The sequence below is a fragment of the Streptomyces sp. NPDC000594 genome (assembly GCF_040299965.1).
Lineage (GTDB): Bacteria > Actinomycetota > Actinomycetes > Streptomycetales > Streptomycetaceae > Streptomyces.
In genome coordinates this window covers 256,179-275,020 of record NZ_JBEPCY010000006.1, presented here as the reverse complement: position 1 = coordinate 275,020, position 18,842 = coordinate 256,179, and the positions used below count along the sequence as shown (strand labels likewise).

At 74.0% G+C, this 18,842-nt stretch carries 17 protein-coding genes and 1 pseudogene; 9 read left to right on the top strand and 9 right to left on the bottom strand.

The features are described 5' to 3' along the window. A complete protein-coding gene (locus tag ABT354_RS12440) occupies nt 1–483 on the top strand; it encodes a hypothetical protein (RefSeq protein ID WP_351492453.1) in 483 nt (160 codons plus the stop codon). A gap of 126 nt (nt 484–609) precedes the next feature. On the opposite strand, the gene ABT354_RS12435 is transcribed toward ABT354_RS12440, so the two are convergent. Further along, nucleotides 610–1,602 carry an EamA family transporter gene (locus tag ABT354_RS12435; protein WP_502983398.1) on the bottom strand — a complete coding sequence of 331 codons (993 nt, stop codon included), beginning with the start codon at nt 1,600–1,602 and terminating at the stop codon, nt 610–612. Nucleotides 1,603–1,736: 134 nt separating this feature from the next. On the opposite strand from ABT354_RS12435, the gene ABT354_RS12430 reads away from it, so the two are divergent. Then, nucleotides 1,737–2,597: a LysR family transcriptional regulator gene (locus tag ABT354_RS12430; protein WP_351492450.1), complete on the top strand. Its 861-nt coding sequence runs from the start codon at nt 1,737–1,739 to the stop codon at nt 2,595–2,597. Between the two features lie 37 nt (nt 2,598–2,634). On the opposite strand, the gene ABT354_RS12425 is transcribed toward ABT354_RS12430, so the two are convergent. Together ABT354_RS12425 and ABT354_RS12420 are read right to left on the bottom strand one after the other, a co-directional pair. After that, complete coding sequence (locus ABT354_RS12425; protein ID WP_351492448.1) at nt 2,635–3,150, bottom strand: hypothetical protein; 516 nt, start codon at nt 3,148–3,150, stop codon at nt 2,635–2,637. Beyond that, the gene (locus ABT354_RS12420) at nt 3,135–3,821 is read right to left on the bottom strand and encodes a hypothetical protein (RefSeq protein ID WP_351492446.1); all 687 of its coding nucleotides are present in this window, start codon (nt 3,819–3,821) and stop codon (nt 3,135–3,137) included. The genes ABT354_RS12425 and ABT354_RS12420 overlap by 16 nt, the downstream gene beginning before the upstream one ends. Before the next feature lie 627 nt (nt 3,822–4,448). Here ABT354_RS12420 and ABT354_RS12415 point away from each other — a divergent pair. Beyond that, complete coding sequence (locus tag ABT354_RS12415) at nt 4,449–5,846, top strand: NsdA family TPR-like regulatory protein (protein WP_351492444.1); 1,398 nt, start codon at nt 4,449–4,451, stop codon at nt 5,844–5,846. Further along, complete coding sequence (locus ABT354_RS12410) at nt 5,843–6,691, top strand: NAD(P)-dependent oxidoreductase (protein ID WP_351492442.1); 849 nt, start codon at nt 5,843–5,845, stop codon at nt 6,689–6,691. Before ABT354_RS12415 ends, ABT354_RS12410 begins: the two co-directional genes overlap by 4 nt. Nucleotides 6,692–6,699: 8 nt before the next feature. On the opposite strand, the gene ABT354_RS12405 is transcribed toward ABT354_RS12410, so the two are convergent. Continuing rightward, nucleotides 6,700–9,582 carry an FAD-binding and (Fe-S)-binding domain-containing protein gene (locus ABT354_RS12405; RefSeq protein WP_502983397.1) on the bottom strand — a complete coding sequence of 961 codons (2,883 nt, stop codon included), beginning with the start codon at nt 9,580–9,582 and terminating at the stop codon, nt 6,700–6,702. Between the two features lie 207 nt (nt 9,583–9,789). On the opposite strand from ABT354_RS12405, the gene ABT354_RS12400 reads away from it, so the two are divergent. Together ABT354_RS12400 and serC are read left to right on the top strand one after the other, a co-directional pair. After that, nucleotides 9,790–10,401, top strand: coding sequence for a GTP-binding protein (locus ABT354_RS12400; protein ID WP_351492438.1), 612 nt, complete (start codon nt 9,790–9,792; stop codon nt 10,399–10,401). 176 nt (nt 10,402–10,577) lie between these two features. Further along, entirely contained in the window at nt 10,578–11,696 is a 1,119-nt protein-coding gene (gene serC, locus ABT354_RS12395) for a phosphoserine transaminase (RefSeq protein ID WP_351492436.1), read from the top strand. 75 nt (nt 11,697–11,771) lie between these two features. Here the strand turns inward: serC and ABT354_RS12390 are convergent, their stop codons facing one another. Both ABT354_RS12390 and ABT354_RS12385 read right to left on the bottom strand, forming a co-directional pair. Beyond that, nucleotides 11,772–12,650, bottom strand: coding sequence for an ABC transporter permease (locus ABT354_RS12390; protein ID WP_351492434.1), 879 nt, complete (start codon nt 12,648–12,650; stop codon nt 11,772–11,774). Then, a complete protein-coding gene (locus ABT354_RS12385; protein ID WP_351492432.1) occupies nt 12,647–13,609 on the bottom strand; it encodes an ATP-binding cassette domain-containing protein in 963 nt (320 codons plus the stop codon). The genes ABT354_RS12390 and ABT354_RS12385 overlap by 4 nt, the downstream gene beginning before the upstream one ends. A 156-nt stretch (nt 13,610–13,765) precedes the next feature. Here ABT354_RS12385 and ABT354_RS12380 point away from each other — a divergent pair, with 156 nt between their 5' ends. Then, nucleotides 13,766–14,557, top strand: a complete 792-nt coding sequence (locus tag ABT354_RS12380) for a TetR/AcrR family transcriptional regulator (protein ID WP_351492430.1) — start codon at nt 13,766–13,768, stop codon at nt 14,555–14,557. Nucleotides 14,558–14,900: 343 nt separating this feature from the next. Here the strand turns inward: ABT354_RS12380 and ABT354_RS12375 are convergent, their stop codons facing one another. The 3 genes and pseudogenes from ABT354_RS12375 to ABT354_RS12365 form a co-directional block, all read right to left on the bottom strand. Continuing rightward, a complete protein-coding gene (locus tag ABT354_RS12375) occupies nt 14,901–15,881 on the bottom strand; it encodes a WD40 repeat domain-containing protein (protein WP_351492428.1) in 981 nt (326 codons plus the stop codon). Nucleotides 15,882–16,204: 323 nt separating this feature from the next. Further along, a complete protein-coding gene (locus ABT354_RS12370) occupies nt 16,205–16,414 on the bottom strand; it encodes a hypothetical protein (RefSeq protein ID WP_351492426.1) in 210 nt (69 codons plus the stop codon). A 268-nt stretch (nt 16,415–16,682) separates the two neighbouring features. Next, nucleotides 16,683–16,932, bottom strand: a pseudogene (locus tag ABT354_RS12365) (hypothetical protein); the annotation flags it as partial. Nucleotides 16,933–16,942: 10 nt separating this feature from the next. On the opposite strand from ABT354_RS12365, the gene ABT354_RS12360 reads away from it, so the two are divergent. Both ABT354_RS12360 and ABT354_RS12355 read left to right on the top strand, forming a co-directional pair. After that, complete coding sequence (locus tag ABT354_RS12360; protein WP_351492424.1) at nt 16,943–17,650, top strand: GDSL-type esterase/lipase family protein; 708 nt, start codon at nt 16,943–16,945, stop codon at nt 17,648–17,650. Between the two features lie 92 nt (nt 17,651–17,742). Beyond that, the gene (locus ABT354_RS12355; protein WP_351492422.1) at nt 17,743–18,792 is read left to right on the top strand and encodes an alpha/beta fold hydrolase; all 1,050 of its coding nucleotides are present in this window, start codon (nt 17,743–17,745) and stop codon (nt 18,790–18,792) included. The last annotated feature ends 50 nt before the right edge of the window (nt 18,793–18,842 follow it).

Sequence of the window (18,842 nt, the reverse complement as noted above, 5' to 3'; positions counted from 1 at the left end):
GTGCATGTCCATGGATACGCCTGGCTCGGTGAGAAGTCCGCCTTCGACCGTGAGATGTTCCGCCGCCCGCCGGTCGGTGTGCCCTCCACGGCCACCCCGCCGGAGGTCGCCGACCGCCACCGCCGGGCCCTCGCGGAGTTCCCCGTCATCGACCTCCCCCCGATCCGTACGGCCCACTGGCTCCTCAAGCCGCCGTCCCTGATCCGGGGCACCTGGCACGATCCCCGCGAGGCGGGCGCCTGGTTCACCTCCCACCTGGCGGGTGTGGTCCCCCGCTTCGCCATGGACCACGAGCGCCGCCCGGACCGCTTGGACGCGCTGGCGGCGTCGGCGGTGGAGCGGTTGGTGGACGGGGTCGACGTCTCCTTCGGCCACTACCTCCACGGTACGGTCTTCCACTCGGTGGCCCTGGTGACGTGCTCCCCGAACCCCTCGGCCCCCGAGCTGGGCTGCCCTGGCGGATTCAGCCTCTCCGGCGATTGAGGAGCGGGGGCCTCAAAAACCAGCCCCTTGGGGGTCCCCCCGGACGAAGTCTGGGGGAGATTGAGGAGCGGGGTTCGGGGCTGGCCCCGACGTCTGCCCGAGGTCACTCGGGGCCGAGGTCCGTCCTCAAGCGCCGGACCGGCTGGGTTTACCCGGGGGCACCTTACGCGCGCGGACCGCGCCCACGCTCGCCGCTATGACCAGCGCGATAGCCACCGCGTCCGTCACCGCCAGCGCCTGGCTCAGCACCAGGAACCCCGCCATCGCCGCCACCGCCGGCTCCAGGCTCATCATCACCGCGAAGGTCGACGCCGGCAGCCTCCGCAGCGCCAGCAGCTCCAGGGTGTAGGGGAGGACCGACGACAGCAGCGCCACCCCGAGGCCCAGCGCCAGCACCTCCGGGTCGAGGAGGATGTCGCCCGCCTCCAGCACCCCCATCGGCAGGCTGATCAGCGCCGCGACGGCCATCGCCAGCGCCAGCCCGTCCGCCTGCGGGAACCTCCGGCCGGTGCGGGCGCTGAAGACGATGTACGCGGCCCACATCCCGCCCGCCGCCAGCGCGCACACCGCGCCGACCGGGTCGAGCCGGTCGAAGCCGCCGCCGCTGAGGAGGACGACCCCGCCGAGGGCGAGCCCCGCCCAGAGGAGGTTCACCAGCCGGCGGGTGACGATCACCGAGAGCGCCAGCGGGCCCAGCACCTCCAGGGTCACCGCCGCGCCCAGCGGGATCCGGTCGGCCGCCTGGTAGAAGAGGATGTTCATGGCGCCCATGGCCGCGCCGAAGGCCAGCACCGTGCCCCAGTCCGCCCGCGAGTGGCCCCGCAGCCGGGGCCGGCAGACGACGAGCAGCACCAGCGCCGCCAGCACCAGCCGCAGCGTGACCACCCCGAACGCCCCGGCCCGGGGCATCAGCAGTACCGCGATGGCCGCCCCGAACTGCACCGAGAACGCCCCGGCGACCACCAGCCCCACCGGCCCGAGCCGGGCTCCGCGCCCCGCGCCCGGGTCCGCCGCCGACGGCTCCGATGGCGCCGCCGGGGTGGCGGCGGGGGCTCCCACGACCGTGCCGCTGGCCTTGTCCACACCGTCTCCCTGCGTTGTCCGGCCGACCCCACCCATGCCGACCGGTGGGCCCGGCCGCTGTGATGGTCGTACCGTCTCCTCACGCTAAGGGCCACCCCCACCCGCTGTGAAATGCCGTCCGCGCCTGCGGTTATGTCCTCGGCGTATGAGCGCGGGGCTATGCTCCGGCCATGAGCATCGAGTTGCGCCATCTCCGCTGCTTTCTCGCGGTCGCGGAGGAGTCGAGCGTGACCAGGGCCGCCGACCGGCTGCGCCTCAGCCAGCCGACCGTCTCCCGCACCCTGGCCGCGCTGGAGCGGGATGTCGGCGCCCGGCTGGTGGACCGCTCCACCCATCACCTCACCCTCACCGAGGAGGGCCGGATCTTCCGGGAGAAGGCCGCCGCGGCCGTCGCCGCCTTCGACGAGGCCCTCGCCCCCGACCGGCTGCGCCGCCGCCCGCTGCGGCTGGGACACGCCTGGTCGGCGCTGGGCGCCGCCACCACACCGCTGCTCCGGCGGTGGGCGCTGGAGCAGCCGGACACCCCTCTGGAGCTGCTGCGGATCGACGACCGTACGGCGGGCCTGGCGCGCGGCGAGGTCGACGCGGCGGTGCTGCGCGGCCGGGTCACGGCCCCCGGGCTCCTCACGGAGGTGCTGTTCCTGGAGGAGCGGGTCGCGGCGGTGACGGCGGACGGTCCGCTCGCCGCCCGGGACCGGCTCACCCTGGTGGATCTCGCCCGGGGCCCGGTGGTGCTCAACGAGGTGTCGGGGGTGACCACGCCCGATCTCTGGCCGGAGGGCGCCCGGCCCGCCGCCACGGTCGCGGTGAGCACCACCGACGACTGGCTGGCGGCCATCGCCGCGGGGCGGGGCGCGGGGGTCTCGGTGGTCTCCACCGCCGAGACACACCCGCACCCGGGGGTCGTCTACCGGCCGCTGCCGGACGCCCCCCGGGTGCCGGTGCTCTTCGCCCACCGGGCCACCGCGGCCCATCCCGCGCTACCCCGGCTCCTGGCACTGACCAGGGAGCTGACACGCGGGACCCGGTGAGCCCCGTACCACCCCACTGGTACGGGGGTCGGGGGGTTCAGGGGGAGACCGGCACCCCGGGGCCACCGGCGGCGGCCCCCTGCGCCGCGTGCGGCGGCGGCCCCAGGTCGTGGTCCGGACGGGGTCCGGTGCCGGGGTCGGAGTCCGGGTCCGGGTCGGCGCAGTGGAAGGTGTGGACGCCGGGATGCCCCTCGTAGAGGGCGCACGCCTCGTTGGCGCCGCCGGGCTCGCCGTTGTCGGCCGGGCAGTCGGGGAGCAGGCAGACGTACTCCGGCCGGGCCCCTTCCTCCCACGGGGTCCACACCGCGCCACCGCCGGGCCGGTCCAGCTCCCGTACGAGGTCGACATGGGCGCCGGTGCGGTGCCGCTCCAGCAGACAGCTCAGCCCGGTGGCCACCTCCAGGGGGTGGCCCTGGAGGTGCGGGGTGATCTCCAGGGCGAGGGAGACCAGCCGCAGCGGGAGGGTGACGGTGGCGCCGCAGAGGTAGCGCGTACCGCCCTCGCCGTCCGGGACGGGCTCCCCGGGCCCCTCCGGGGTCAGGGGGTGGGACATGGCTCACCCGCCCCCGGGTCCACCGGCCCCGACCCGACCGCCGCGCCGGCCCGGGCGAACACCCCGGGATCCACGACCGCCGCGCCGGCCTGTGCGAACACCCCGGGGTCCGCGGTCACCGCGCCGGTCCGGGTGAGCGCCCCGGGATCCGGGGCCGCCCCGCCGGTCCGGGCGAGCGCCGCGCCCAGGATCTCGCGCAGTGGCCCCGCGGCCCGCTCCGGGCGCCACCGCCCGCCGGATCCGGGGCGGCCCGGCCGGGGCGGATGACCCCGCGCGCCGTCCCCGCCGTCGTCCGCGCCCCCGCCGCGCTCGCCGTCGCCGTACGGGCGGTCCGCGCCCCGGCCGTCCGGCTGCCGGGGGATCCCGCCGTGCGGCGGCCACTCCGGCGGCATCTCACCCAAGGGCTCCAAGGGCCCCCAAGGCTCCAGGGGCTCCAGGGGCTCCAGGGGCTCCAGGGAGTCGAGCGTGTCGGGCAGTCCGAGCGTCCCGGCAGTCTCCGACACATCCAGGGCGGTCAGATCCTCCGGCAGGGCGTCCCACTCGCACCCCCCGCGCAGTGGACGGAGCTGCACCCGCCCGCCGACATGGCCCATCACCCGGCCCACCGCCCCGGTCGCCCTGTCCCGTACGACCCGGCCCACCCGGCCCACCCGGTCCTCCTCGGAGGTCATCGCACCCCTCCGTTCCGCGCCCGCCTCCCGGCGGTCCACCGGCGGGGCCGGCCCCGCCCTATGCGCGGCGGCCGGCCGGCCGGCCCGGTGCCGGCGGACACGGGCCCGGACACGAGCACAGGCACAGGCACAGGCACGGACACAGGCGCGGCTACGGGTACGAGTACGGGCGACGCGGGCGCGACGGTGCGGTCGGTCGCGGCCCGGGAGGTCGGCGGGGGCGGAACGGTCGACGGGCTCATGACTCCTCATTCGGTCGAGGCGGTGAGTCGGGGGAATCCGTCCCGGCCCCGCGCTGCTCGGGACCGGGCGGCTCACAGCGGCCTCCTTCCGGCCGGGGCCAGGTCGTCAAGGGACGACCTGAGGGGGGGTATCCGGCCTGTGGGCGGTGCGGCATGAACGATCCGGCTGTTCGGCCCCGGCACGGCCGTACCGGGGGAGGTAGATCCTGCACCCGTCGCGCCGGTCGTCACGAGTGTCGGGAAGGAGACGTGTCACGTCGTGTTGCGTCAGCTCTGTGCCGTGTCGTCGCCGGACAGGTGATACCGCCGGATACCCGTTTGTCCGGAGGGAGTTGATGTCTAGCGTTGGCTCGTGCAACCCGGACCGGAAGGGGCAGTGGGCACGATGGAGCCTCCCAGCTCGACTCTCTTTCAGCAGCTGATCACCCAGCGAGGATGGCGGGACCCGGAGGTGTTCCGCCGCCGCTACCAGGAGGCGGCGCGGGAGCTGGCGGCCCTGGAGGGGCCGCGGAACCTCGCCACGGCGACGATCGAGCGGCGCCAGTTCATCCGCTGGGCCCGGGGCGAGATCAAGGGTCAGCCCCGCAAGGAGGCCCGGCGCATCCTCGCCCATCTCTTCCGGCCCGTCGGCGTGGACCGGCTCTTCGTACCCCCCGCGCCCGGCGGCGGCGCGGCGGTGGACCGGCGCCGCGCCGCCGACCCCTGGTACGCCGGTGTGCTCGGCGGCCGGGGCGGCCCCGGCGGCCCGGCGGAGGAGGCGGAGGACGTGGTGATGGCGGCGGCCAATGAGTCGGCCGACTTCGCCGTCAAGGTCGACGGCAGCAATGTCGGCCCGGCGACCCTGGAGCAACTGGAGGCCGATATCCGGCGGATGATGCTCACCTATCCACACCGGCCCGTCGGCCCGCTCTTCACCGAGGTGCGGCGGCTGCGCAACCGCGCCTTCGAACTCATCGAGGGCCGCCAGCCGCCCCATCACACCCTCGACCTCTATCTCGCCGCGGGCATCCTCTGCGGGGTGCTCGCCAACGCCAGCTTCGACCTGGGCCGTTACGAGGCCGCCGACACCCAGGCGCGGACCGCCTTCCTCTGCGGCGAGGCGGCCGGACACAACGGGCTGCGGGCCTGGGTCCGGGGGCTCCAGGCGCTGATCGCCTACTGGGACGGCCGCCCCCAGGACGCCGTACGGCTCGCCGACGCGGGCGCCCACTTCGTCCCCGAGCGGGGCACCGCGGCGATCCGGCTGGCCGCGATCAGGGCCCGCGCGCACGGTCAGTTGCGGCAGGGCGCGGAGGCGCTGACGGCGCTGCTCCACGCCGACCGGCTGCGGGAGCGGGTCGGCGCGGAGGACGACCCCCTGGGCGGGATGATGGCGTTCCCGCTGGAGAAGCAGCTCTTCTATCTGAGCAGTACCCAGCTCTGGCTGGGCGGGCGCCAGCAGTTGGCGGACGCGGAGGTCGCCGCCGCGGACGCGGTGCGCCGTTTCGAGGCGGCCGTCCCGGCCCAGCGCCGCCTGGGGGAGATGTCGCTGGCCCGGCTGGACCTGGCGACGGCCCGGATGGGCCGGGGCGATCTGGAAGGCGCCGCGGTGCAGGTGCACGATGTGATGGTGATCGATGCACGCCGGGGCACGGAGAGCGTACGAAAACGGCTGGCGCAGTTCGCGCGCCGGCTCGCGGGACATCCGGGCGCCCGCTCGCCGATGGCCGTGGGCCTCCAGGAGGCGCTGGCGGCGCACCAGGAGCGGTTCGTCCCGGATCTGCCGCCGGGGGACGCCACGTGACCACCGTCGTCCTGCTGCACCCCGGGGCGATGGGCGCCCCGCTCGCCGGGCACGTGGTGGCGCGCGGCCACCGGGTCCTGTGGGTGGCCGAGGGGCGCTCCCCGCGGACCCGGCAGCGGGCCGGGAGCGCCGGTCTGGAGCCGTGCGACACCCTCGGCGAGGCCCTGGAGCGGGGCTCCACGGTGCTCTCGGTCTGCCCTCCGCACGCGGCGGAGGAGGTCGCGGGGCGGGTGGCCGCGCTGGGCTGGCGGGGGGTGTACGTGGAGGCCAACGCGGTCAGCCCGCAGCGGGTGCGGCGGATCGCGGAGGTGCTCGCGGGGTGCTCGGTCGTGGACGGTGCGATCATCGGCCCGCCCCCGGCCGGCGGGCGCACGGCCCGGCTCTATCTGGCGGGCGCGGCGCCGCTGGTGGCGTCGGTGGCGTCGCTGTTCGCGGGTACGGGGGTACGGGTGCGGTCCGCCGGGGACGAGGTGGGTTCGGCGTCGGCGCTGAAGATGGCGTTCGCCGGGTACCAGAAGTCGGCGCGGGCCCTCGCGGGGATAGCGCACGCGCTCGCCGCCCACCACGGGGTCGCGGAGCTGCTGACCGAGGAGGCCCGTACCCACAGCCCGCCGATCCTCGCCGACCCGGGCTATCTCCCCAGCGTGGCCGCCCGCGCCTGGCGCTGGGGCCCCGAGATGGACGAGATAGCCGACACCCTCCGCGCGGCCCGCCTCCCCGCGGAGCCCGCCGAGGCGATAGGCCGGGTCCTCGACCGCTGGTCCACCGCCAAGGACCAGGACCTCCCCCTGGACACGGTCCTCACCGGCCTCCACGACACCCCCGACCCCGGGGACGCCCCCTGAGGAACGCCTCAGCCGTCCGGTTGGCGGGTGTCCGGCCGGCGGGTGTCCGATGGGAGGGTCTCCGGCGGGAGGGCGTCCGCCAGGACCTCCGCGAGGTGGCGGGCGCGGACCCCGCCGAGCTGGGCGAGCTGGGTGCGGCAGGAGTAGCCGTCCGCGAGGAGGACCGCGCCGGGCGGTGCCGCGCGGACGGCGGGGAGGAGCTGTTCCCCGGCGCAGGCGGCGGAGATCCCGAAGTGGCCCTTCTCGTAACCGAAGTTGCCCGCGAGGCCGCAGCAGCCGCCGCTGAGGTCGCCGGTCAGCCCGGCGCTCTCGCGCAGCCGCCGGTCGGGGCCGGAGCCGAGGACGGCGTGCTGGTGGCAGTGGAGCTGGCCGGCGACGGGGCGGTCCAGGCGGGGCGGGGTCCACTCCGGGGCGTGCTCCGCCAGGGTCTCGGCGAAGGTGCGCACCGCGTCCGCGAGGCGGCGGGCGCGCGGGTCGGCGCCCAGCAGCTCCGGGAGGTCGGCGCGGAGCGCCGCCGCGCAGCTCGGCTCCAGCACGGTCACGGTGGCCCCCGCCGCCAGCCGTGGCTCCAGGGTGTCGAGGGTGCGGCGCAGCACCCGCCGGGCCCGGTCGAGCTGTCCGGTGGAGAGATAGGTGAGCCCGCAGCAGACCCGCCCCGGCGGCGGGTCGACACCGATACCGGCCGCGCCCAGGACCCGTACCGCCGCATGGCCGACCTCGGGGCTCAGATACCGGGTGAAGGTGTCGGGCCAGAGCACCACCCGGGGCCCGTCCCCAGGGGTCGCGGCGGGCCGGAAGGGGGTACGGGCGAGCGGGGGCAGCGGTCGTTCGGGGGTGAGTCCGGCCGCGCGCAGGGCGAGGGCGGCGAGCGGGCGGAGGCGCCCGAGGGGGTTGAGCACGGGGGCGAGGGGGGCCGCCAGCCGCAGCCAGGACGGCAGCCGCCCCAGCGCGTGGTGGGCGCGGGGGCGGAGCCGGCCCGCGTAATGGTGGTGGAGGAACTCAGCCTTGTAGGTGGCCATGTCGACGCCGACCGGGCAGTCGCTGCGGCACCCCTTGCAGCCCAGGCAGAGGTCGAGCGCGTCCCGGACCTCCGGTGAGCGCCAGCCGCCGGTGACGATCTCCCCGGCGAGCATCTCGTGGAGCAGCCGGGCCCGTCCCCGGGTGGAGTGGGCCTCCTCGCCGGTGACCCGGTACGAGGGGCACATCACCGACCCCGTCGCGGGCTCCTCCGTACGGCACTTGGCGACGCCGACACAGCGGCGGACGGCGCCCGCGAAGTCGCCGCCGTCGCCGGGGTAGCCGAAGACCACGTCGACGGGGGTCCGGGGCAGGACATCGAAGCGGAGGTTGGTGTCGAGGGGTGCGGGGCGGGCGAGGATGCCCGGGTTGAGGCCGCCGTCCGGGTCCCAGAGGTCCTTGAACGCGCCGAAGACCCGGACGAGTTCGTCCCCGTACATCCTGGGCAGCAGTTCGGCGCGGGCCTGTCCGTCGCCGTGCTCGCCGGAGAGCGAGCCGCCGTGGGCGACGACCAGTGCGGCGACCTCCTCGGAGAAGGCGCGGAAGCGGCGGATCCCGGGTGTGGTGAGCAGATCGAGGTCGATCCGGACATGGACACAGCCCTCGCCGAAGTGGCCGAAGGGGGCGCCGCGCAGCCCGTACGCGGCCAGCAGCGCGCGGAACTCCCGCAGATAGGCGCCGAGGCGGGCGGGCGGTACCGCGCAGTCCTCCCAGCCGGGCCAGGCCTCGGTGCCGTCGGGCAGCCGGGTGGCGGTGCCCGCCGCGTCCTCGCGGATCCGCCAGAGGGCGCGGACCGTGGCGGGGTCGTCGACCACGGCGGTGTCCAGGGCGCCGCCCGCGCGGGCGATCTCCCCGGCGCGGGCGCGGGCCTCGGCCGCCGTGGCGCCGCCGGTCTCCACGAAGAGCCAGGCGCGCCCGCGCGGCAGTCCGGTGCGTCCGGTGTCTCTGCTGTGTCCGGTGTGTCCGGCGGATTCGGCGGGTACGAGGTCGTCCGCCATGCCCTCGACGGTGAGCGGCCCGTACGCCAGCAGCCCGGCGGCGGCGTCGGCGGCGTCCCCCTCGTCGGCGTAGCCGAGGACGGCGAGGGCGCGGGCGGCGGGCAGCGGCACCAGCCGGAGGGTGGCCTCGGTGACCACGGCGAGGGTGCCCTCGCTGCCGCAGAGGGCGCGGGCGGGGTCGGGGCCGTTCTCGGGGAGCAGCGCGTCCAGGGCGTAGCCGGAGATCCGGCGGGGGAGTCCGGGCGGATAGCCGGTACGGAGCAGGGCGAGCCGCTCCCGGATGAGTTCGGCGGTGCCGGGCGGGCCGGGCGGACCGTTCTTTTCCAGCCGTAGTGCGCTCCCCCGGTAGGTGAGGACGGAGAGGGCGCGGACATTGTCGGCGGTGGTGCCCCAGGCGACCGAGTGGGCGCCGCAGGCGTTGTTGCCGATCATTCCGCCGAGGGTGCAGCGGGAGTGGGTGGAGGGGTCGGGCCCGAAGGTCAGGCCGTGGGGGCGGGCGGCGTCGCGGAGCCGGTCCAGGACGGCGCCGGGCTGGACGACGGCGGTACGGAGCCCGGGGTCCACGTCAACCACGGCGTTCATGTGGCGAGTGAAGTCGAGCACGACCCCGGTACCAGTGGCCTGGCCCGCGATCGACGTACCGCCGCCACGCGGGACGACGGGGACGCCGTACCGACGGCAGACCTCCAGGGCCGCCGCGAGGTCGTCGGTGTCGTACGGGGAGACGACCCCGAGCGGCACCCGACGGTAGTTCGAGGCGTCCATGGTGGTCAGAGCGCGGGCGGTGACGGAGAAGTCGACGGCTCCCCGGAGCGCGCGCCGGAGCGCGGACGCCAGTTCGGCCGCCGGCGGATGATCGGCCATGGGGCTCAGCATGCCCGGCTCGGACCGCTTTACGGCGATGAAACGGGCCGGGCGCGATCCTTGTACCGGTACGGCTCTTGGCAAAGCGCGGGGGTGGCGCCCAAAGTGATCGCCAACTCTCCTATAGTGACGAACACTTGATCAGGAACTCACGGCTCCAGTTATGCCCCCGCCACCCCTCGGAAGGCAACACTCGATGACCGGCACCGTCCACCGGCGATGACCCGCGACACGCGAGCGGCCACCGCGCCCGAGCGCCGCCCGGTACCGCCCGGGCAGGCGGAGAACGCCCTGAAGATCGCCGTGGTCGGCGGGTTCGGGGTCGGCAAGACGACCATGGTGCGCTCCGTCAGTGAGATACGGCCGCTGCACACGGAGGAGGTGATGAGCAGAGCGGGCCGGACGATGGAGGACACCAGCCGGGTCGCCACCAAGAACGCCACCACGGTCGCCTTCGACTTCGGCCGGATCACCATCGACGACCGCAGCATCCTCTATCTCTTCGGCGCGCCGGGGCAGGAGCGTTTCTGGTTCCTGTGGGAGCGGCTGCTCGCGGGGACGATCGGCGCGGTGGTGCTGGTGGACACCCGCCGGCTGACCGACGCCTGGTACGCGCTGGACCGGCTGGAGCACCACGGGATGCCGTACATCGTGGCGGTGAACGACTTCGGCGGGCCGCTCCACAGCGATGAGCACATCCGGCAGGCGCTGGCGCTGACGGGGGACGTGCCGCTGGTGGAGTTCGACGCGCGGGACCACTCGTCCAGCAAGTTCGTCCTGATCGCCCTGGTGGAGCATCTGCACGCGCTGTCGCTGCACCAGAAGGGGTGATCTTTCCGGCCGCTTTTCCGGTCGTTCTTCCGGCCGCCTTTCCGGCTGTGCCGCGCGGGGTGTACGGGTCCGGGCTCCGGTGGCCCGGGGTGTGACGGGCTCCGGCGCCGTGGACGGGCCGTCTCAGCCGACGGACCGCGCGTCCCGTCCGGGCGGGGACCGGATACGCTCCGTGCGTGGCTGATATCCAGATTCCCGCTGACATCAAGCCCGCCGACGGCCGTTTCGGCGCGGGCCCCTCCAAGGTGCGCACGGAGGCGCTGGACGCCCTCGCCGCCACCGGCTCCTCCCTCCTCGGCACCTCCCACCGCCAGGCCCCGGTCAAGAACCTGGTCGGCGAGGTACGCCAGGGGGTGCGGGACCTCTTCTCGCTCCCCGAGGGATACGAGGTGATCCTCGGCAACGGCGGCTCCACCGCCTTCTGGGACATCGCGACCCATGGCCTGATCGACAACCACTCCCAGCATCTGACCTTCGGGGAGTTCTCCTCCAAGTTCGCCAAGGCGGCGAAGCTCGCCCCCTGGCTGGCCGACCCGACCGTGGTCGCCTCCGAGCCCGGCACCCACCCGGTGCCGGTCGCCGAGGCGGGCGTCGACGTCTACGCGCTGACCCACAACGAGACCTCCACCGGTGTCGCCGCCCCGATCCAGCGGGTCGCGGGCGCCGACGAGGGCGCGCTGGTGCTGGTGGACGCGACCTCCGGCGCGGGCGGGCTGCCCGTGGACATCACCGAGAGCGATGTCTACTACTTCGCCCCGCAGAAGTCCTTCGCCGCCGACGGCGGCCTCTGGATCGCCGCCTTCTCCCCGGCGGCGCTGGAGCGCGCGGCCCGGATCCACGCCTCCGGGCGGCACATCCCGGAGTTCTTCAGCCTGCCGACCGCGATCGACAACTCGCTGAAGAACCAGACGTACAACACCCCGGCGCTGGCCACCCTCTTCCTGCTGAACGAGCAGCTGAAGTGGCTCAACGGCCAGGGCGGCCTGGACTGGGCCGTCGAGCGCACCGCCGCCTCGGCGCGGGCGCTGTACGGCTGGGCCGAGGAGTCCAAGTACGCCACCCCGTTCGTCACCGACCCGGCCAAGCGCTCCCAGGTCATCGGCACGATCGACTTCGAGAACGACATCGACGCCACCGCCGTCGCCAAGGCGCTGCGCGCCAACGGCATCGTGGACACCGAGCCCTACCGCAAGCTCGGCCGCAACCAGCTCCGCGTCGCCATGTTCCCGGCGATCGACCCGTCCGACGTCCAGGCCCTGACGGCCTGCGTGGACTATGTCATCGAGCATCTGTGACCGGCTGATCCGGTACGCCGGCGAGGGCCCCCGCGGAGACTTCCGCGGGGGCCCTCGTCCGTACGGCCGCAGGGGTCAGCGGCTCAGGTGCTGGAAGCGGCGGACGGCCAGGGGGAGGAAGACGGCCGTGATCGCCAGGGGCCAGAGGACGGACATCAGCAGGGCGTTCTCCTGGATCCAGGAGCCGTCGCTCGCGACCGGGTTGCCGAAGAGTTCGCGGGTGGCGGAGGCGGTGGAGGAGATGGGGTTCCAGGCGGCGACGGCGCCCAGCCAGTCGGGCATGGAGGACGGCGGGGCGAAGATGCTGGAGATCATCGTGAGCGGGAAGACCGCCGCGTAGAGACCGCCCGCCGCCTCCGGGTTGGGGACGAGCAGGCCCAGCCAGATGCCGACCCAGATCAGACAGAGGCGCAGCCACAGCAGCAGTCCGAAGGCGGCGGCCGTGCCGAGGAGTCCGGCGTCCGAGCGCCAGCCGGTGGCCAGCGCGGTGGCGGCCAGGATGGTCAGTTCGGCGGTGGCGACCAGGAGATCGTTCCCGCCGCGCCCGGCGACCACCGCCGAGGGGGCCATCGGCATCGAGCGGAAGCGGTCGATCACCCCCTTGACGGCGTCGTTGACCACGGCGGTCGCGGTGGACATGAAGCCGAAGGCCATCGTCATCACGAACATCCCGGGCATCAGGAAGTCCTTGTAGTCCCCGCCGTCGCCCGGCGGCTTCATCGCCCCGCCGAAGACATACGCGTACAGCAGCACCGACATGATCGGGAAGCCGAGCTGCCAGACCAGCAGCACGGGCTGGCGGCGGTAGTGGGTGAGCCCCCGGCGGATCACGTTCCAGCAGTCCATGAGGGTCCAGTAGAGCCGGCGCTCACCGGGGCCCGGGACGGTCAGATCGACCGCTGGGGCGGTGGCGGGCCCGCCCGTGGGGGCGGTCTTCTCCAGGGTTCCGGTCATACGGCGGCCTCCTCGCGCTCGGTACGGTGCCCGGTCAGCCGCATGAAGACATCGTCCAGGCTGGGCCTGCGCAGCCCGATGTCCTCCACGGCGATCCCCCGGTCCTGAAGGGTGCGGGCCACATCGGTCAGGGCGGCGACCCGGTCGGTGACCGGGGCGTGCACCCGGCGCTCCAGCGGATCCGTCTCGGGGATGTGGTCGGCGACCCGGGCGACCGCCGCCACCGCGGTCTCCAGATCGGCGGGATCGGTGACCACGACCTCGATCCGGTCCCCGCCGACCCTGCCCTTCAGCCGGTCGGGGGTGTCGTCGGCGATGGCCCGGCCCTGGTCGATCACGGTGATCCGGGAGGCCAGCCGGTCCGCCTCCTCCAGATACTGCGTGGTCAGCAGGACCGTGGTGCCGCCCGCGACCAGCGCCCTGACGGCCTCCCACACCTCGCCCCGGCCGCGCGGGTCGAGCCCGGTCGTCGGCTCGTCCAGGAAGAGCACCTCCGGGGCGAGGATCATCGACGCGGCCAGGTCCAGCCTGCGGCGCATACCGCCGCTGTAGCCGCCCGCGCCCTGGTCGGCGGCGTCCGTCAGATCGAACCGCTCCAGCAGCTCGGCGGCGCGCAGCGCGGCCCGCCGGCCGCCGAGGTGGAAGAGCCGGGCGAACATCTCCAGGTTCTGCCGCCCGGTCAGCAGCTCGTCCACGGCGGCGTACTGGCCGGTGAGCCCGATCCGGCCGCGGACCTCACGGGGCCGGCGGGCCACATCGATCCCGGCGACCCGGGCCCGCCCCCCGTCGAACCGGAGCAGCGTCGCCAGCACCCGGACGGCGGTGGTCTTGCCCGCGCCATTGGGCCCGAGCAGCCCGTGCACGGTCCCGGGGCGGACCGCCAGGTCGAAGCCGTCGAGGGCGCGCTTCTCCCCGTACCTCTTCTCCAGTGCCTCCGCGTGCACGGCGTACTCGGTCATGGGTCCTCCCCGTTGTCGCTGAGGGCGTCGAACAGCGCCCGCGCACCGCCCCGGAAATAAAAACTGGGTACGGCGTACTCGGTAGAGGGTACACCGTACCCAGTTTCTGTCCACCGGCTTTCCCCGGCATTCCCGGACGAGGTTTAAAGTGAGGCCATGACGACCGAGACGAGCGGCAGCGGTGACCTCAGCCGCACGCTTGACCTGCTGTGGGGCACGGGGGAACGCCCCACCCGGGGTCCGCGGCCGGGGCTGACCCTCGACCGGATCGTGGCCACCGCCATCGCGGTCGCCGACGCGGAGGGGCTCGCCGCGGTCTCCATGCGCCGGATCGCCGCCGAGCTGGGCACCGGCACGATGACCCTCTACCGCTATGTGCCCGGCAAGGACGAACTCCTCGATCTGATGCTGGACCGGGTCACCGACCCCGGCCCCCCGGCCGACGCCGCCCCCGCGGAGTGCGCCGACCGGGACGAGGTCTGGCGGACCACCGTGCGCGCCATGGCCCACGGTTACCGCGACCTCTACCGGGCCCACCCCTGGCTGCTCAGGGTCAACCGGGCCCGCACCCTGCTCGGCCCCAGCTCACTGCGGGCGATGGAGATGGCGCTGAGTGGGCTGCGGCCGTCGGGGCTCGACGACCCCGAACTGCTCTCCGTGATGCTGCTGGTCCAGAGCTATGTCACGGGCATGGCGCTCGCCGAGGCGGACGCGGCCCAGGCGCAGGAGGAGACGGGCCAGAGCGAGGAGGAGTTCTGGCGGCAGCAGTCGCCCTATCTGGAGCGGGCGATGCTCTCCGGGGAGTACCCGGTGTCGGCGACGCTCTCCGATGACACCTTCAGCCGGGATGTCGACCACTTCGACTTCGGGCTCCAGCGGGTACTGGACGGGCTGGAGGCGCTGATCGGCAGGCGGCGCGCGGCGGTGGAGGCGGACGGGGAGCGCTGACCCCGGGGGGCCTGGGGCCCGTACCCGAATACGCACAGAAACCGCCCTGTGGCTGTGCGTGCGCTGTGTCCCGCTGAGGAAACACCTGTGAACCCGGGGCGGAATGGCCCCGTTCCACCGGGATTCTCCGCAGTGCCCCGGTCGTGGCGAGCGGAATCCGCTGCTAGCTTCCCCTCACCGAGCGGAGGCGTCTGTCCCCGGACCGCTCCGCCGGTACGGCGGGCCTCCCATCCGTGCGACCCCGTACGGCCGGAGGACTTCCCGTTCGCGCACCCCGCCCCCCGCGGGTCCGCGGCAGGCCGCCCGGAACCGGCCCTTCGGAACCGGGCGGCCCCCGTCGTCGTCACTTGCGCAGCAGCTTGCGCACCCCCAGGAAGAGCAGCGCCAGCGCGCCCAGCGCCAGGATCGCGTTGGTGAAGCCATTGCGGTCGACGATGCCGTCCCCGTCGGAGTCGCCGTCGGCCGAGGCCCCGCCCTTGCCGGAGCCCTTGCCGTCACCGCCCTCGACCGCGACCCGCTCGACGTCGCTCTGCCCGCCCTCGGAGCCGAAGAGCAGCGCGGATCCGTCGGCGGTATAGGTCACGGACTCCGACTGACCCTGGATCGGCACCCTGACCCGGTAGTCCTTGCCGAGCCGGCCGTCCTTCCAGGCGTACCCCCGGGCACTGAAGTACGAGCGCAGCACCAGCTGCTCGCCGTCGGGGGAGAAGGCGCCGTCCGTCACCCAGGGGACCTTGCCGACCGGCTTGAACACATTGGTCCCGGTGGGGGAGAGCTTCGCCGGGCCCTCGTACAGCTTGCCGCCGTTCTCCACCTTGGAGGCGATATAGGCGCGGCCCGTCTTCGGGTGGATCATCAACGCCTCGGCGTCGCGCGGGCCGTCCGCGTACTTCACGGTGTACTGGGTGGCGCGTACGGTCGCGTTCCGCAGGGTCTCCGGCTCGGGCAGCGAGTAGATCCACACATGGTCCCAGCGGCCCTTGAAGTTGTCGCCGATGTCGCCGATGTAGATCCGCCCGTCGGAGCCGACGGAGATCGCCTCCATGTCCCGGGGCACCCCGACACCGGTGAACGTGATCGTCGCGACGGTCTTCCCCGTCTTCCCGTCGACCGCGAAGATCCGCGCCTTGTCCTGGTCGTTGTGCGTCCAGTAAACGCCGGGATGCGCACGGCTGGCGGCGAGCCCGCTGGACTCGCGGATCCGCTCGTCCTGGATGGTGAACCCCTTGCCACCGTCATCATCGGCGACGGCGGGCGGGGCGGCGGCCGAGGCCAGCATCATGAGCGCGGCGGCGGCACCGGTGACGTACGAGTACGAACGCATGGCTTTAGCCTGCCATGGCCTCGGCACGGCCTGCGCGGTGCGCCCGAGGGGCCCTTTCCGGGTCTGAGGCACGGGCGCCTCAAAACCCAGCCTCATGGGGTCCCCCCCCGGACGGAGTCTGGGAGATTTTGAGGAGCGGGAGCCTCAAAAATCAGCCCCTCCGGCGATTGAGGAGCGGGGGCCTCAAAATCAAGCCCCTCCGGCGATTGAGGAGCGGGGTTCGGGGCTGGCCCCGACGTGTGCCCGAGCCGACTCGGGCCTCGGGTCCGTCCTCAATCGCCGGACCGGCTGGAATTACGCGACCGTCCGGCCGAGGTCTGTCCTCAAACGCCGGACGGGCTGAATTTCGACGCCCAGGTCGCCGTGTCGTGGGCGAACCACACGCCGTGGGGGTCGTACTCCGCCAGCCGGTCCAGCCAGGACCGGTACGGCGGACGCGGCGGCTCCAGCCCCTCCACCGCAGCCCTGCGCGCGAGTTCGGCCGCCGCGTACTCGGAGGCGAAGTCGTACGCCTGCCCCGCGAGCACCGTCACCCCGCGCTCTGGCCGTGCGCCCGATCCAGAGAAGACCCAGCCTCATGGGGATACCCCCGGACGGAGTCTGGGGGATTGTGAGGAGCGGGAGCCTCAAAAATCAGCCCCTCCGGCGATTGAGGAGCGGGGTTCGGGGCTGGCCCCGACGTGTGCCCGAGCCGATTCGGGGCCGAGGTCCGTCCTCAATCGCCGGACGGGCTGGAATTACGAGACCGTCCGCCCGAGCCGGCTCGGGGCTCGGGGCCGTCCTCGATCTCCGCCCGCACTCGTGCCGCCCGCAGATCCCGCCGCCGGGGCCGGTAACGCGCCTCCGCCCCCGGATCCCCCGTACCGATCCCCGTGTCGAACAGCAGCAGCCCCTCGCGCCGCCGCACCAGATACGCGAAGGCGGGCTCCGCGCGGGGGTGGTCGCCGCCCGTCTCCGGTGCGGGGCGGATGAAGTACCCCAGGTCCAGCCGTACGACACCGGAGGGGCCGTGGGCGGGTTCACATCGCGGGGGCGGGGGGTGATCCGTCATCATTTCCCTCATGCGATTCCTCTTCGTCGGTGACAGCATGACCATCGGCTGTGCCGGCGACCACACCTGGCGCTATCGCATGTGGCGGCATCTGGACGCCACCCTCGGCGCGGACCGTTTCAGTGTCGTCGGCCCGAGGACCGCGCTCTACGACACCTCGGCGGGTGCCCCCGTCTCCGAGGAGTACGCCGATCCCGCCTTTCCCGCCGAGGCCCGGCGCCATCTCGCGGGGTGGGGCGAGGGGTGGTTCCACATGGCCCCGGTGATCGGGGAGACCGTGGCCGAGCACCGGGTCGATGTGCTGCTGGTCTCGCTCGGCCTGATCGACCTCGGCTTCTACACCAACAGCGACCAGACCGCCGCCAATGTCCGCCGCTTCATCGCCGGGGCGCGCGCCGCCGCCCCCGCCGTGCGGATGGTGCTGCTGCCGGTGATCCCCAATGTCCGGGCCCGTGACGACGAGCCCTTCGCCGTCGAGTGCGACCGCTTCAACGAGCTGCTGGCGAAGACGGTGGCGGATCTGGACACCCCCGCGTCACCGCTGCTGCTCGCGTCGGCGCCGGAGGGGTACCGGCTGGACCGGGACACCTATGACGGCACCCACCCCGGCCCCTCGGGCGAACACCGGCTCGCGGGCGCGTTCGCGGCGGCGATGCACCAGGCGTGGGGGATCGGCGGCCCCTACCCCGTACCGGAGGACCGGCTCCCGGCGGACTGAACCACGGCGGACCGGCCCCCGGGAACGGAACCGGCCGCGCCCGGATCAACTCTCCCTTACCGGCCGGACCTTGGACCGCTGGAGGGATCCCCATGAACACCCGCCGCACCTTTCTGACCACGGGCACGGGCGCCGCCCTGGCGCTCGGCGCCGCCGGGCACGCCACCGGGCAGACGACCGCCACCGCGCCCGCGCGCCCCCGTAACCCCTCCTACGACACACCGCTGGGCATCGCGATGGAGGGCTTCCCGTCCCCCTTCCCGGTGCGCCATCTCCGGCTGGTCGTCCAGGGCGAGACGGTGACCCTGGCCCATCTCGATATCGCCCCCACCGGCCCGGCCACCGGGCGGACCGTGCTGCTTCTGCACGGCAAGAACTTCGACGGCGGGTCGTGGGAGCCCACCGCCCGCGCCCTCGCCGACGCCGGGCACCGGGTCGTCGTCCCCGATCAGATCGGCTTCGGCCGCTCCTCCAAGCCCGCGCTGGACTACACCTTCGAGCTGCTCGCCGGTCACACCGTGACCCTGCTGGACCATCTCGGCGTCGACCGTGCCGATGTGATCGGCCATTCGATGGGCGGCATGCTCGCGGTGCGCTTCGCGCTGGTCCACCCGGACCGCGTCCGGCGGCTGGTGCTGGCGAACCCGGTGGGCCTGGAGGACTACCGCGAGCTGGTGCCCGCCCACACCACCGAGCGGCTGTTCGCCGACGAGCTGGCCAATACCGACCTCGCCGGGATCCGCGCCTTCTACCGGTCGTACGTGGTCCATTGGCGGCGGGCGTACGAGCGGAATGTCGAGCTGCGGTACCGCGTCACCCTCGGCGCCGAGTACCCGCGCTGGGCGCTGGCCTCCGCCCGGACCTATCAGATGGCCTACCACCAGCCGGTGGTCGCCGATCTGCCCCGGCTGCGGCTGCCGGTGCTGCTGGTCATCGGCCAGGAGGACCGGGCGGCGGTCGGCAAGTCGTACGCGACACCCGAGAACCGGGCGAAGCTCGGGAACTTCCCGGTGCTGGGCCGCCGTGCCGCCGCCGCGATCCCCGGCGCCCGGCTGGTGGAGCTGGACGGCGTGGGCCATCTGCCCCATCTGGAGGCGGGCGACCGGTTCGAACGCGAGGTACTGGCCTTTCTCCGCGACTGACCGAAGGTCGATCAGCCGAGGTGCCGGGGCCGTGCGGCGGCCCCGGCCAG

Excerpts from the sequence above, each read along its gene's own strand:
- ABT354_RS12435 (WP_502983398.1), bottom strand. The coding sequence starts at position 1,602 with ATGGGTGGGGTCGGCCGGACAACGCAGGGAGACGGTGTGGACAAGGCC.
- ABT354_RS12430 (WP_351492450.1), top strand. The coding sequence starts at position 1,737 with ATGAGCATCGAGTTGCGCCATCTCCGCTGCTTTCTCGCGGTCGCGGAG.
- ABT354_RS12425 (WP_351492448.1), bottom strand. The coding sequence starts at position 3,150 with ATGTCCCACCCCCTGACCCCGGAGGGGCCCGGGGAGCCCGTCCCGGAC.
- ABT354_RS12420 (WP_351492446.1), bottom strand. The coding sequence starts at position 3,821 with ATGACCTCCGAGGAGGACCGGGTGGGCCGGGTGGGCCGGGTCGTACGG.
- ABT354_RS12415 (WP_351492444.1), top strand. The coding sequence starts at position 4,449 with ATGGAGCCTCCCAGCTCGACTCTCTTTCAGCAGCTGATCACCCAGCGA.
- ABT354_RS12405 (WP_502983397.1), bottom strand. The coding sequence starts at position 9,582 with ATGCTGAGCCCCATGGCCGATCATCCGCCGGCGGCCGAACTGGCGTCC.
- ABT354_RS12400 (WP_351492438.1), top strand. The coding sequence starts at position 9,790 with ATGACCCGCGACACGCGAGCGGCCACCGCGCCCGAGCGCCGCCCGGTA.
- ABT354_RS12390 (WP_351492434.1), bottom strand. The coding sequence starts at position 12,650 with ATGACCGGAACCCTGGAGAAGACCGCCCCCACGGGCGGGCCCGCCACC.
- ABT354_RS12385 (WP_351492432.1), bottom strand. The coding sequence starts at position 13,609 with ATGACCGAGTACGCCGTGCACGCGGAGGCACTGGAGAAGAGGTACGGG.
- ABT354_RS12380 (WP_351492430.1), top strand. The coding sequence starts at position 13,766 with ATGACGACCGAGACGAGCGGCAGCGGTGACCTCAGCCGCACGCTTGAC.
- ABT354_RS12375 (WP_351492428.1), bottom strand. The coding sequence starts at position 15,881 with ATGCGTTCGTACTCGTACGTCACCGGTGCCGCCGCCGCGCTCATGATG.
- ABT354_RS12360 (WP_351492424.1), top strand. The coding sequence starts at position 16,943 with ATGCGATTCCTCTTCGTCGGTGACAGCATGACCATCGGCTGTGCCGGC.
- ABT354_RS12355 (WP_351492422.1), top strand. The coding sequence starts at position 17,743 with ATGAACACCCGCCGCACCTTTCTGACCACGGGCACGGGCGCCGCCCTG.